This is a genomic window from Bradyrhizobium sp. USDA 10063 (assembly GCF_054063735.1).
Map to the genome: position 1 here is coordinate 8,780,705 of NZ_JBSSGP010000002.1, position 12,843 is coordinate 8,793,547.

Below are 12,843 nucleotides of genomic sequence, written 5' to 3' on the forward strand. Positions count from 1 at the left end.
GTGATCGCGTTGGGTCAATTTCTCGAAGTGCTGATCGGCGGATTGATGTCCGGCGTACTATATTCACTGGTCGCGCTCGGTTTCGTGTTGATCTTTAAAGCATCCGGTGTCTTCAACTTTGCGCAAGGTGCAATGGTGTTGCTCGCCGGGCTTGCGCTGGTTCGCTCGCTCGACCTGCTAATGGCATGGGGCTTCTCGCCCTGGACTGCGATCATCTTTGGCATCGCCTTCGCTGCCATGATCATGGCAATAACCGCCTGGCTGATCGAGCGGTTTGTGGTCGGACCGCTTGTTAATCAGGACGCCCTCACGCTGTTCATGTCCACCATCGGCGTGACATTCGTCCTCGAGGGGGCAGCGCAGATGATCTTCGGGTCCGATGTTTACCCGTTGCGGCTATTCCCGACGGACGTCTGGCTTCTGTTCGAAAATCACTTCCCGGGTGGAATTCTGCTCAACAAGCTGGATGTCTGGGGCGCCTTTATCGCTGGCATCCTGGTCGCGGGCCTCGCGCTCTTTTTCCAGCGGACTAAGACCGGTCGCGCGCTCAGGGCGGTTGCCGACGACCACCTGGCCGCGCAGTCGGTCGGGATTCCAATCAGTTGGATCTGGTTCGTGGTCTGGCTTGCCGCCGGTCTGGTTGCGCTGGTTGCGGCGACCGTGTGGGGTACGAAGCTGGGCGTACAGTTCTCCATCACGTTCCTCGCGCTGAAGGCCTTGCCGGTTCTGATCATTGGGGGCCTTACCTCGGTTCCGGGAGCCATCGTCGGCGGGCTCATTGTGGGTGCGGGCGAGAAGATCGCCGAGGTTTTCCTGGGGTCGCAGATTGGTGGCGGTATCGAATATTGGTTCGCCTATGTACTGGCGTTGGCGGTGCTGCTCGTGCGGCCGCAGGGGCTGTTCGGCGAGCGGATCATCGAACGTATCTGAGACGAGGAGCTCGTTGTGCTTTATCGCGAGGCAGGCCAATTCAAGATGACCTACGCGGAGGATATGGCGATCTTCCCAATCCGCCAGGATCGTATTGCACTCGGTATCCTCCTCGGGGTCGCCTTTGTCGGGGTGCCGTTGCTGGCGGCTTTTCGCGTTTGGCCGTTCGCCAGCGAGTATCTGCTGTGGGCCATTCTGCTGCCCTTCCTGATCCTCGCGCTCGCCGCGATCGGCGTGAACATTCTCGTCGGGTATTGCGGCCAGATCTCGCTCGGCAGCGGCGCGTTCATGGCCATCGGCGCCTACTCTGCTTACAAGTTGGGGACCGGTGTTCATATTCCGCTAGCCTGGCTTGGCTTCGCGATTTCGATTCCGCCGCTGCCCGTGCTGTCATCCATTTTGCTCGGCGGACTCGCGGCGGCGGTTGTCGGAATTCTCTTCGGTATTCCCAGTCTACGGATCAAGGGCCTTTATCTGGCCGTCGCAACGCTCGCAGCGCAGTTCTTCTTCGACTGGGTGTTCCTGCGGGTGCCATGGTTCACCAACTACGCGCCCTCAGGGTCGGTCAATGCACCGGAACTGAATTTCTTCGGCTTGACGGTGCGCACGCCGATCGAGCGCTATCTGCTCTGCCTGATCTTCGTAACCGTGTTCGCGGTTCTGGCGAAGAACCTCGTTCGCGGCAATCTCGGCAGACAATGGATGGCAATCCGCGACATGGACATAGCCGCCGAGCTGATCGGCATCCAGCCACTCTATGCAAAGCTCACCGCTTTCGCGGTCTCTTCGTTTATCATCGGCGTGGCGGGCGCACTCTGGGCGTTCGTCTATCTGGGCTCGTGGGAGCCGCTTGCCTTCTCGATCGACCGCTCGCTGCAGCTTCTGTTCATGGTGATCATCGGCGGGTTGGGATCGATCATGGGTTCGTTCGTCGGTGCGGCCTTTATCCTCATTCTGCCGATCTTGCTGAACCTGATTCCGACCCAGCTCGGAGTGCCGCTGTCGACAGAAACGATTACTCATCTGGAATTCATCATCTTTGGATCGTTGATCTGCTATCTTCTGATTAAGGAGCCACATGGGTTTGCCCGGCTCATTTCCATAGGCAAGGAGAAGCTCAGACTTTGGCCGTTTCCCTACTGAAGAGGATCGGACTGAGATCGCAGCGCGGGTGACGGCCGTTGAAGAAGGAGTAGGGAAGCAAGCCCCCGGGATTGCAAAAGAGGGGCCTCAACGAGGAGGACATCGAACATGGTACGCAACAGACTGATACTGGCGGCGGCCGTATTGTCGGGCATGGCGCTTGTCGCTCCGGCCGCGGCGCAGAACGAGCAGTTCATCCCGATACTATCCTACCGGACGGGCGCGTACGCCGTGAATGGCGTGCCGTATGCAAACGGCGTTGCCGACTATTACAACCTTATCAACGAGCGCGACGGCGGCATCAACGGCGTCAAGCTCTTGGTCGAGGAATGCGAGACCGGCTACGCCACCGACAAGGGCGTTGAATGTTACGAGCGTCTTAAAGGGAAGGGTCCGACCGGCGCGGCCTTCGTCAATCCGCTGTCGACCGGCATCACATTCGCCCTCACCGAGAAGACCACGACTGACAAGATCCCGATTATCACGATGGGCTATGGCCGCGCCGATTCCAAGAACGGAGCCGTGTTCGCGTACAATTTCCCGCTGCTCGGCACGTACTGGTCCGCAGCCGATATCGCGATCCAGCACATCGCCAAGGAGGCCGGTGGCTTCGACAAGCTGAAAGGCAAGAAGATTTCGCTGCTCTATCACGACAGCCCATACGGCAAGGAGCCGATTCCGATGCTGCAGGTGCTGGCAAAGAAGTACGGCTTTGAGTTCACGCCGATCCCGGTCACGCACCCCGGTGTCGAACAGAAGTCGCAATGGCTGGCGATCCGCCAGAACCGACCGGACTATGTCCTGGTCTGGGGCTGGGGCGTCATGAACGGCACGGCTGTCAAGGAAGCGGCGGCTGTTGCCTTTCCGCGCGAGAAGATGATCGGTGTTTGGTGGTCGGGCGCAGAGCCGGATGTAACGCCCGCTGGCGATCAAGCCATCGGCTACAAATCGCTGATGCTTCAGCATGGCGCAGGAAAATTCCCTGTGCATGCCGATATTGAGAAGTACGTCTATGCGAGGGGCAAGGGGGCGTCGGAACCTGGCAAGGTCGGCGAAGTTCTCTATAACCGCGGTATGACGAATGCCATGCTCGGGGTGGAGGCGATCCGCAAGGCACAAGAAAAGTTCGGCAAGAAGCCGCTGACGGGCGAGCAGGTCCGTTGGGGTCTGGAGAACCTCAACCTCTCTGAAGCGCGTCTCAAGGAACTCGGCTTCGAGGGCATGTTGAAGCCGATCAGGATTTCCTGCTCCGACCACGAGGGCGCACGGGAAGGGCGCGTACAGCAGTGGGACGGCAAGAACTGGAAAGTCATCTCCGACTGGTACACGGCCAACCAATCCGACACCGAACCGCTCGTCGACGACGTTTCCGCGAAGTATGCCGCGGACAAGAAGATTCAGCCGCGCGACTGCTCGAAGGAAAGCTGAAAGCATCTCGGCGATCCGGGAGGGGCGTTCGCTTCCTCCCGGATGTTCCGAAAGCCGCAACAGTCTGGAGGGAGCAGCGTGACAATCCCTGAGGTCGCCACGGCGACGGTAGCAGTAGCGCCGTTTCTGTCGGTCAACAATATCGAGGTGGTCTACGATCACGTTATCCTCGTGTTGAAGGGTGTATCGCTGGATGTGCCGCGGGGCGGTATTGTCGCGCTTCTCGGCGCCAACGGTGCGGGCAAGACAACGACACTGAAGGCTGTCTCCAATCTCTTGCATGCGGAGCGCGGCGAGGTCACCAAGGGATCGATCCTGTTCGACGGCGTTGAAGTGCATTCCCTGTCGCCAAACGAGGTGGTGCGGCGCGGCTGCATTCAGGTGATGGAGGGACGGCGTTGCTTCGCTCACCTCACGGTCGAAGAGAATCTATTGACCGGCGCCTTCACGCGCGGCGACAGCACGTCCGCAATCGCGCAGGATCTGGAGCGGGTCTATGCCTATTTTCCCCGTCTCAGAGATCGTCGCGGTTCGACGGCCGGCTATACGTCGGGCGGTGAACAGCAGATGTGCGTGATCGGCAGAGCGCTGATGTCGCGCCCGAAGATGATTCTGCTCGATGAGCCTTCGATGGGTCTCGCCCCGCAGATCGTCGAAGAGATCTTCGAGATCGTGAAGAATCTCAATGCCAAGGAAGGTGTCTCGTTTCTCCTCGCCGAGCAGAACGCCAATATGGCGCTCAAATACGCCAGCTACGGATACATTCTCGAAAGCGGCCGCGTGGTGATGGACGGCGAGGCGCGGGCGCTTGCTGCGAATGAGGACGTCAAGGAATTCTATCTTGGCGTCGCCGGCGAGAAACGAAAATCATTTCGCGATGTGAAGCACTACAAGCGGCGCAAACGCTGGCTCATTTAGGAAATATGACGCCGGGTGATCGACGGGCAGGTCGCGGGCCTTTGCCACGTATCCCGACACACATTGTTGCTCGTCGGTTGATCAGTGCGACATCAATGTGGGTTTGGTCATCGAGGCAAGCATGCCGCGCGTCGTGCCGCCAAGGATAAATTCGCGCAGTCGGGAATGTCCGTACCCGCCCATGACAATGAGATCAGGATACGTATCGGCCGCATATGACAGGATTGCATTTGAAACATCGATCTTGCTGACGGGAATGCGCTCAATCGCGACGTTCACTCCGTGACGGGTCATATGGGTCGCGATATCCGCGCCCGGAAGATCTGCGCTCTTCGCGCTCTGAATGTCCGCAACAACAATACTGGCCTTGCCGGAGCGGATAAGAAACGGCATAGCGTCGGCGACCGCTCGCGCGGCTGCCCGGCTGCCGTCCCAGCACACCATGACATGATCGAGTTTGAGGCGCTCTTTTTGTATAAAGGGAACGATGAGCACCGGTCTACCGGATTCGAACAGCGCCGCCTCAATGAGGATATTTTTGGTCGGATGATCCCTGCCGCTTTCAAATTGGCCAATCACGGAAAGATCGAATCGTCTTGCGATATGCGCAAACTGGGTTGATGCGTCGCCAGCGCCAGCTTCAATCCTGCGCGTTTCGCCTGAAACGCCGGTGCGACGGGTCGCCTCGTCGAACGCGGCGGCCACGGACTCTGCGCGTTCTTGAGCTTCTGCGTGCTGGGCTCGGCTAAAGTTGGCCGCCAAGCCACCGCCAGCCATTACCGCGTAGGTAAAGGCGACCCCCACGATGTGTGCGCCGAATGTTTCCGCAACCGATAAGGCGTAATCGGAAGCGCGATCTTGCGATGTCCCGTAGGACAGGTTGACAAGAATATCCTTGATCATGTGTCTGCCTCCAGTTCGGTAATCGCCTCCCATTTTGCAATAGAAGTATATTAATCGCTTTCGGCGCCCCTAGTGCTAGCTTTCATTGTTCACGGTCGGCTCCGTGAGGGCGTCGGCGCGAAAGCGTCAGATAGCAGCGAGGCTCCGCAAGGGCTATCGCTTCAAGGATCGTCTCTACCATCCTCCGGTTTAGTGCTCGGTACACACGTATCGAAATCCGACCAGCCCAAGGCCGCCCCCACCTTTTCGGAATACGGGCGAAGAAACGTCTCCTGATCAGCAGCCGGTGCGTGGAAGCAGCAAATCTTCGCCGCGCCGAAGCATGCCCTGCCCGTCCTTGTGCGTGGCCTGCTCTGGTGCGCCCGGAGAAGGCCGGCGCGGCCGGCTGCAGGTCATGTTTGCCGATGTGCTTCGGCTGGTCCGGCGGCCGGAGGCGACGTCGGGCCTGCGTCAGGAATTAACACCACTGAGAACAGGATTTTAGTGCTATGGTATTGAAATATCGAGCTAATTAATAAGCCACGGCTGCGTGGAACTAGGTCCGCTTCCGACGACATCCATCGTTTGGCGGGATTGCGATGCGGTACGAACCGGGAGCTGGCGCGAAAATCAAGCGCGCCACCATGGCCGAGGATCATGTGCGACTGGCCGGGCCTGATTGTCAGGGACAAATTCCGCTGCCATCCGGCAACAGAGTTCTTCTTGGATGAGAACACCGCTGCTGCGTTGTCAACATTTCCTGATCGTGGGATAATTATCGTTAGCTAATGTCAGCGGGAGTTCGTCTCTGCTGTTGACTGGCACACAACCTCCCGCTGAACGATCAAGCAATGGGAGGGAAACATGTCATCCCGTGCATCTCGTCGCTTCGGCCCTTCGCGCCGCGACGTCATCAAGACTGCTGTGGGTGCAGCCGCAGCCGTCGGACCGTTTTTCCACGTTGCGCCGGCCCGTGCTGCCAAGACACTGAAGATCCTGCAATGGAGTCACTTTGTCCCCGGCTACGACAAGTGGTTCAACAACACCTACACCAAGGAATGGGGCGCCAAGAACGGCACCGAGGTTATTGTCGACAACATCAACCTCGCCCTGATCCCTTCGCGCGCAGCGGCGGAAGTATCGGCGCAGAAGGGCCACGACCTCGTGATGTTCCTCGCGCCGCCGTCGGTCTTCGAAGACCAAGTCATCGACATGACGGAGGTCTATGCCGAGTGCGCGACGAAGTACGGTAAGCCGATCGATCTCGCGGTCAAGAGCACCTACAATCCCAGGACCAAGAAATACTTCGCATTTTCCGACAGCTTCGTGCCGGATCCCGTCAACTACCGCTCGGACCTCTGGGGCGACATCGGCATGAAGCCCGACACCTGGGACAATGCCCGCATCGGCGGCAAGAAGATCAAGGACAAGACCGGCATTCCGGTTGGCATCGGTCTTTCCGCCGAGATCGACACCGCGATGGCCATGCGGGCGATCATGTACTCGTTCGGTGCCCACGAGCAGGACGCCGAGGGTAACCTCGCCATCAATTCCAAGGAAACTCTCGAAGCGCTCAAATTCGTCAAGGCGCTGTTCCAGGAAACCGAAACGCCGGAAGTGTTTGCCTGGGATGCGTCATCCAATAACCGGCAGATGCTCGCCGGTCGATCGTCGCTTGTGCTCAACGCAATTTCGGTCACGCGCGCCGGCGAAAACGACAAGCTTCCGATCCACGAGAAGATCGCCCTTGCCAAGCCGCCGAAAGGTCCGGTCCGTCAGATCGGCCTCGAACATCTGATGAGCTGCTATCTGATCTGGAAGTTTTCCGAGAACATCGATGGCGCCAAGAAATTCCTGGTCGACTACATCGACAGCTTCAAGAGCGCGTTCATGGCGAGCGAATTCTACAACTTCCCCTGCTTCTCAGATACGGTGCCCGATCTCGCGCAAATCATCTCCAAGGATTCCAAAGCGGTTCCGCCGGATAAGTACACCGTTCTCTCGGATGTGCTCGATTGGGCAACCAACGTCGGCTATCCCGGCTACTCCAGTGCCGCGGTCGACGAAACTTTCAATACCTGGGTGATCAACACGATGTTCGCCGAAGCAGCGGCAGGCGCTGAGGCTCCGGAGGACGCTCTCAAGCGCGCGGAAGTCAAGATGAAGGCGATTTGGACGAAATGGAAAGATCGGAAGATGATCTGATCGTCTCGCCGCGCATTGCCGCTGGGGCACACGAGTTCTGAGCTCGGCGGACTAGGGCTGACCCCGAAGCCGTTCCGGAGAACCGCTTCGCAGGAGAAGGCAATCGGAGTCGCGCATGGCCATCGTTGAAACCCGGCGTGTCACCAAGCTGTTCGACGACATCCGCGCTGTCGACAGCATTGACCTGGTCGCGAGGGAAGGAGAATTCCTGGTTCTGCTCGGCCCATCGGGGTGCGGCAAGACAACGTTGATGCGTTTGATCGCGGGCCTTGAGCAGCCAACCTCAGGCGACGTCGTGATTGATGGAAACATCGTGACGGGGCTCCCGCCGCGCGCACGAAATGTCGCCATGGTGTTCCAAAGTTACGCGCTCTATCCGCACCTCACCGTCGCAAAGAACATTTCGTTTCCGCTGCATGCAGTCGGCATGCCAAGAGAGGCGATCCGCAAGAAGGTCGCCTGGGCAGCTCAGATATTCGGCATTCAAGGCTTCCTTGACCGCAAGCCGCGTCAGTTGTCGGGCGGAGAGCGTCAGCGCGTCGCCCTCGCGCGCGCGGTGGTGCGTGAGCCGGTGGTCTTCCTTCTTGACGAGCCTCTGTCGAATCTCGACGCCAAATTGCGCAACTCCGCGCGTGACGAGCTGAAGCAACTGCAGCGCAGCCTCGGCACCACCACCATCTACGTCACCCACGATCAAGCCGAGGCCATGGGCCTGGGCGACCGCATCGCTGTTCTCAATCAAGGTCGTGTCCACCAGATCGGCACGCCGCACGAGATTTATGGCTCGCCGGCCGATACCTTCGCCGCCACGTTCATCGGATCGCCGCCGATGAATCTGATCGAGGATGGCAAAACTTGGATCGGGTTCCGGCCGGAGGCGTTCCTGCCGAAGGAGGTCGAGCCGGACGACGACATCGTCGACTTCCTGTTCCGCATTACCCGCATCGAGTATCTTGGCGCCGACCGCCTGGTCTACGGCGTGATCGATGGTCGCAGACCCGAAGCGCACGTGATCTCCAAAATCCCGACGAACGTCCGCACCCATATCTGCGCCGGCGAGGTCTACGATTTTGTTGTGCGGTGCCAGGACATCGCCCGCTTCGACCAGCAGAGCGGGCGGCGCATCGATGGAGGTGCGACGTGACGTCGATCATCGCGGGGACGGCTCGAAGGACCCGCGCGCAGGACCGCTTCCTGTCGCGTCTTGCTGATAACGATCGCTGGCTGTGGCGCGCCATGCTGGCGCCGGCAATCCTCTACATTATTCTGCTGGTCGGCTTTCCCTTCCTGCTCTCGATCTATTACAGCCTTTCCAGCGCGACGGTCGCCGGGCAGGAGGCGCATTTCGTCGGTCTGGAAAATTTCCGGCGGATTGTCGACAGCCGCACTTTCTGGCTTTCGCTGCAGAATACAATCGTCATCACCATCGTCTCCCAGTTTTTCGTCATGGTGCTTGCCAACATTCTGGCGACGGCGCTTGCCGTCGATTTCCACGGTAAATGGCTGGTTCGTCTGTTGATCCTGCTGCCGTGGGTGGCGCCGATCTCGCTTGGCAGCATCGGTTGGCTCTGGATCTTCGATTCGATCTACAGCGTCATCAACTGGACGGCGCGCGCAGCCGGCCTGCTCGGACCGAACGAATGGCCAATCTGGCTCGGCGAACCGACCCTGGCAAGAGCGTCGATCATCGCCGTCAACGTCTGGCGCATCCTTCCGCTGGCGACAGTGATTATCCTGGCCGGCCTGTCGTCGATTCCGCAAGACATCCACGACGCGGCAGAAGTGGATGGAGCCGGCTTCTGGCGCCACTATTTCCAGATCACAACGCCGTTGATTCTGCCGATCACGCTGGTGGCGCTGTTGTTCGGCATCATCTTCACTTTCACCGACATGATCGTCGTGTTCGTGCTAACGCGTGGCGGTCCTTACGATACCACGCAAGTCATCGCCACTTGGGCCTATTTCACCGGCATCCAGGGAGGTGATCTCGCGGGAGGCGCGGCCATCTCGCTGTTCCTATTCCCCGTTCTCGCGGGCGTCGCCATCCTGTTCCTGTGGTTCGCCCGGCGCACTGAGGTGACGTGAGATGATCCCTCGACTGGCCAGCGGACATCGTATCGTCAGGCGGACCGGCCACGCCGCCATTCTGACTTTCTTTGTTACCTTCCTGGCATTCCCGTTCTACTGGATGCTGATCACCACGTTCAAAACCACCCAGGATCTGCACAACACCGAAAACAGCCCATATTTGTTCAACGACCCACCGACGCTGAGGCACCTTTCAGTGTTGCTCGAAGATACCCAATACCTGCAATGGCTGTGGAATACCGGCCTAGTCGGAGTAGCCGTCGTCATCATCACGCTGCTGCTCGCAGTTCCGGCAGGCTACGCGCTCGCGCGCATGACCGGCGCCTGGGCGCAAACCCTGGGCGTCACGATATTCCTCACTTATCTGGTACCGCCGACGATTCTGTTTATCCCGTTCTCCCGCATCATCGCGATATTGAGATTGCAGGATTCGGTGTGGTCGCTGATCCTCGTCTATCCGAGCTTCACCGTGCCGTTCTGCACCTGGCTTCTGATGGGCTTCTTCAAGACGATCCCGCGCGATCTCGAGGACGCAGCCATGATCGACGGACTGAGCCGTTTCGGCGCATTCATCAAGGTAGTGATGCCGATTTCGGTTGCCGGGATACTGACGGCAGTCATTTTTGCCTTCACTCTGGTAACGCAGGAGTTCGTCTATGGCGTCACGTTCATCACCGCGTCGTCGAGCTATACGGTGAGCGTCGGAGTGCCGACTTTTCTTGTGCGAGGCGACGTCTATTTCTGGGGCTCGATGATGGCGGCCTGCCTGATCGCGAGCGTGCCGATTGCCGTCATCTATAATTTCTTCGTCGCTCGTTTCGTAGCTGGCTTTACCATGGGAGCGATCAAGTGACGCGCGAGGCACCATCCAGCTCCCATGCCCACCCTCCGCTATTGAGCGAAGGCGCATTTGTTCATCTAGCCTTCGGCCTAGCCCGGCGGTCCCCTCCGTCGGGGGCCCCTATCACGAAGGCCGGACGCTGGCGGCTCGACCGCGGAAACGACGGGGCGTCGCTCCGCGGAACGGCCGGCGAGGGCTGCAACGTGATTGTGTATCAACTAGAGGTAGCAAATGGGCGTGTACGCGGCCGGCTTTTCGAGGCATGATACGCCGAGGCTAGGTTGTGTGGGGGCCGCAGTTGCGCGTGAGGCGGCCGGTCCGCGCGATCGCGCCAGCGCCCCCTGCTGCCGGTCTTGCAGCTAGGCCGCAAAGCGCAAATAGTCCCGACGACGATTGTTGGGCTTCCCGAAGGGAAGTCCGGCCAAAGGCCCAAAATCGGGCAACAAGATCGAGCAACAAGGGAGGGATGCCATGGCGCGGGAACCCGGGCGGAATGCGACGAACGGCAACAACTTCGAGGCCAGCCGACGCCGGTTTCTGGGCAGCTCAGGTTTGGCTGCGACAGGAGCCATCATCGGCGGCGTCCTACCGCTCGCCGGGATTCCTCAAGCCTACGCGCAAGCTGCTCCGGCTGTCGCGCCCGATCCGGCCAAGGGACCGCAACATTTGAAGTATCCCGGCAAGAACGAAGGGCTCGTCGTGCTCGGCGAGCGGCCGCTGGTCGCCGAGACGCCTGAAAGCCTGCTTGATGACGACACCACGCCGATCGACAAATTCTACATTCGCAACAACGGGCAGATACCCGAGGAGACGAAGAATCCCGACGCCTGGAAAATCACCATCGATGGTGAAGTCAACAACAAGATCGAGATCACGCTCGGCGAGTTGAAATCGAAATACAAGGCTGTGACGCGGCGCATGGTGCTGGAGTGCGGCGGCAACGGCCGCGCGGCGTTCTCGCCGCCGGCGCGCGGCAACCAGTGGACCAATGGCGGTGCAGGGTGCGCGGAATGGACCGGCATGCCGCTCGCCGATTTGCTCAAGGCCGCGGGCCTGAAACCAAGCGCGAAATACACCGCGCATTATGCTGCCGATCTGCATCTATCGGGCGACGCCGGCAAGCCGAGCATTTCGCGCGGCGTGCGCATCGAAAAGGCGATGGACCCAAACACGATGATCGTATGGGGCATGAACGGCCAGCCGCTGCCGAACATCCACGGCGGGCCGGTGCGTCTGGTTGTGCCGGGCTGGGCAGGTTCGGCGTCGCAGAAATGGCTGACGCGCATCACCATCCGTGACAGGGAGCATGACGGTCCTGGCATGACGGAATTTTCCTATCGGCTCGCCATCAAGCCGATGGTGCCCGGCGGCAAGGCTGATCCCGCGAACTTCCGCATCCTGGAATCGATGCCGGTGCGCTCGATCATCACCAATCCGGCCAACGGCGCCAAGTTCGCGGCCGGCACCAAAGAACTGAAATTGCGCGGTGCGTCCTGGGCCGGCGATCTCACGGTCAAGCAGATGGATGTTTCGATCGATTTCGGCGCAACCTGGCAGCGGGCCAGGCTGGAAAAGCCGAAGAACAAATATGATTGGCAGCGCTGGACCGCGACCGTGAAGCTGCCGACCGACGGCTATTATGAAATCTGGGCGCGCGCGACCGACTCCAAGGGAGCGATGCAACCCCATCAGGCCGGCTTCTGGAATCCGCAAGGTTATGGCGGTAACGCCATGCACCGCATCGCCGTGTTGGTAGGGTAATGTGGCGCTTCACGTGGCTCGCATTGTCCGGACTGTGTTGGATTGCGCCGGCCATCGCACAGACAACTTTTACGCCGCGCGAGGAAAGTCCGGGGGATTTTCCCGCAGGTCTGGGCCGCGATGAGGCCTTCTACACCTGCACCGCCTGCCACGGTTTCAGGCTGGTAGCGCAGCAAGGCTTGACGCGCGCGCAGTGGGAGGATTCGATCAACCTGATGGTCCGCCGCCACAACATGCCGCCGCTCGACGACAAGGACCGCGACATGGTGCTGAACTATCTCGAGGCGACCTATCCTCCGCGCGCGCCAACGGGTCGCGGAGGCTGGCAGAACCCGTTCGCCAAGTGAATGTCTGCAAGCGGCTCGAACGATCGATCCTCGCCGTCACGCTCACCCCGGCCGAGGACGCAGGACCTGTTCAACGCTCCGGCGAGGGGCCGGAGAGTTCGGCCGCCTATCCGCCGCTGAAGCTCATCTGCGATACCGGGCGGCTACTGCCGCGTGTCCCCAGCCGGTCTCGTCACGGGTGTTGGCGTCGGCGCGTTGCTGTCGGTGCCGCGCCAGGATTCGACCAAGAGCAACGTGGTTCTCTCGGCGCCGCACGGCACGGTTGCGCGTCCTGCAACGAATTTCATTATGACTCGGGCC

At 59.9% G+C, this 12,843-nt stretch carries 11 protein-coding genes; 10 read left to right on the plus strand and 1 reads right to left on the minus strand.

Annotated features, from left to right (window positions below):
- The 4 genes from ACVJGD_RS42960 (at position 1) to ACVJGD_RS42975 (ending at position 4,419) form a co-directional block, all read left to right on the plus strand.
- Entirely contained in the window at positions 1-930 is a 930-nt protein-coding gene (locus tag ACVJGD_RS42960) for a branched-chain amino acid ABC transporter permease (protein ID WP_456639734.1), read from the plus strand.
- Positions 931-945: 15 nt separating this feature from the next.
- Positions 946-2,073 (plus strand): branched-chain amino acid ABC transporter permease, encoded by a 1,128-nt coding sequence (locus ACVJGD_RS42965; protein ID WP_456639735.1) that lies wholly within the window; start codon positions 946-948, stop codon positions 2,071-2,073.
- A gap of 108 nt (positions 2,074-2,181) precedes the next feature.
- The gene (locus ACVJGD_RS42970; RefSeq protein ID WP_456639736.1) at positions 2,182-3,501 is read left to right on the plus strand and encodes an ABC transporter substrate-binding protein; all 1,320 of its coding nucleotides are present in this window, start codon (positions 2,182-2,184) and stop codon (positions 3,499-3,501) included.
- Positions 3,502-3,579: 78 nt separating this feature from the next.
- Complete coding sequence (locus ACVJGD_RS42975) at positions 3,580-4,419, plus strand: ABC transporter ATP-binding protein (protein ID WP_456639737.1); 840 nt, start codon at positions 3,580-3,582, stop codon at positions 4,417-4,419.
- Positions 4,420-4,500: 81 nt separating this feature from the next.
- Here the strand turns inward: ACVJGD_RS42975 and ACVJGD_RS42980 are convergent, their stop codons facing one another.
- Complete coding sequence (locus ACVJGD_RS42980) at positions 4,501-5,322, minus strand: universal stress protein (protein WP_456639738.1); 822 nt, start codon at positions 5,320-5,322, stop codon at positions 4,501-4,503.
- Positions 5,323-6,165: 843 nt separating this feature from the next.
- On the opposite strand from ACVJGD_RS42980, the gene ACVJGD_RS42985 reads away from it, so the two are divergent.
- From ACVJGD_RS42985 to ACVJGD_RS43010, 6 genes are all read left to right on the plus strand, one after another.
- On the plus strand, positions 6,166-7,506 hold the full coding sequence (locus tag ACVJGD_RS42985) for an extracellular solute-binding protein (RefSeq protein ID WP_456639739.1): 1,341 nt from the start codon (positions 6,166-6,168) through the stop codon (positions 7,504-7,506).
- Between the two features lie 115 nt (positions 7,507-7,621).
- Positions 7,622-8,650, plus strand: a complete 1,029-nt coding sequence (locus ACVJGD_RS42990) for an ABC transporter ATP-binding protein (RefSeq protein WP_456639740.1) — start codon at positions 7,622-7,624, stop codon at positions 8,648-8,650.
- Positions 8,647-9,591 carry a carbohydrate ABC transporter permease gene (locus tag ACVJGD_RS42995; protein ID WP_456639741.1) on the plus strand — a complete coding sequence of 315 codons (945 nt, stop codon included), beginning with the start codon at positions 8,647-8,649 and terminating at the stop codon, positions 9,589-9,591. The genes ACVJGD_RS42990 and ACVJGD_RS42995 overlap by 4 nt, the downstream gene beginning before the upstream one ends.
- A 1-nt stretch (position 9,592) precedes the next feature.
- The gene (locus ACVJGD_RS43000) at positions 9,593-10,447 is read left to right on the plus strand and encodes a carbohydrate ABC transporter permease (protein WP_456639742.1); all 855 of its coding nucleotides are present in this window, start codon (positions 9,593-9,595) and stop codon (positions 10,445-10,447) included.
- A gap of 459 nt (positions 10,448-10,906) precedes the next feature.
- On the plus strand, positions 10,907-12,196 hold the full coding sequence (locus ACVJGD_RS43005) for a sulfite oxidase (RefSeq protein WP_456639743.1): 1,290 nt from the start codon (positions 10,907-10,909) through the stop codon (positions 12,194-12,196).
- The gene (locus ACVJGD_RS43010; RefSeq protein ID WP_456639744.1) at positions 12,196-12,543 is read left to right on the plus strand and encodes a hypothetical protein; all 348 of its coding nucleotides are present in this window, start codon (positions 12,196-12,198) and stop codon (positions 12,541-12,543) included. Before ACVJGD_RS43005 ends, ACVJGD_RS43010 begins: the two co-directional genes overlap by 1 nt.
- Positions 12,544-12,843: the final 300 nt, after the last annotated feature.

What these genes read in the sequence shown, in the direction of transcription:
- ACVJGD_RS43000 (WP_456639742.1), top strand. Translation starts at nt 9,593, where the DNA reads ATGATCCCTCGACTGGCCAGCGGACATCGTATCGTCAGGCGGACCGGC.
- ACVJGD_RS43010 (WP_456639744.1), top strand. Translation starts at nt 12,196, where the DNA reads ATGTGGCGCTTCACGTGGCTCGCATTGTCCGGACTGTGTTGGATTGCG.
- ACVJGD_RS42985 (WP_456639739.1), top strand. Translation starts at nt 6,166, where the DNA reads ATGTCATCCCGTGCATCTCGTCGCTTCGGCCCTTCGCGCCGCGACGTC.
- ACVJGD_RS43005 (WP_456639743.1), top strand. Translation starts at nt 10,907, where the DNA reads ATGGCGCGGGAACCCGGGCGGAATGCGACGAACGGCAACAACTTCGAG.
- ACVJGD_RS42980 (WP_456639738.1), bottom strand. Translation starts at nt 5,322, where the DNA reads ATGATCAAGGATATTCTTGTCAACCTGTCCTACGGGACATCGCAAGAT.
- ACVJGD_RS42970 (WP_456639736.1), top strand. Translation starts at nt 2,182, where the DNA reads ATGGTACGCAACAGACTGATACTGGCGGCGGCCGTATTGTCGGGCATG.
- ACVJGD_RS42990 (WP_456639740.1), top strand. Translation starts at nt 7,622, where the DNA reads ATGGCCATCGTTGAAACCCGGCGTGTCACCAAGCTGTTCGACGACATC.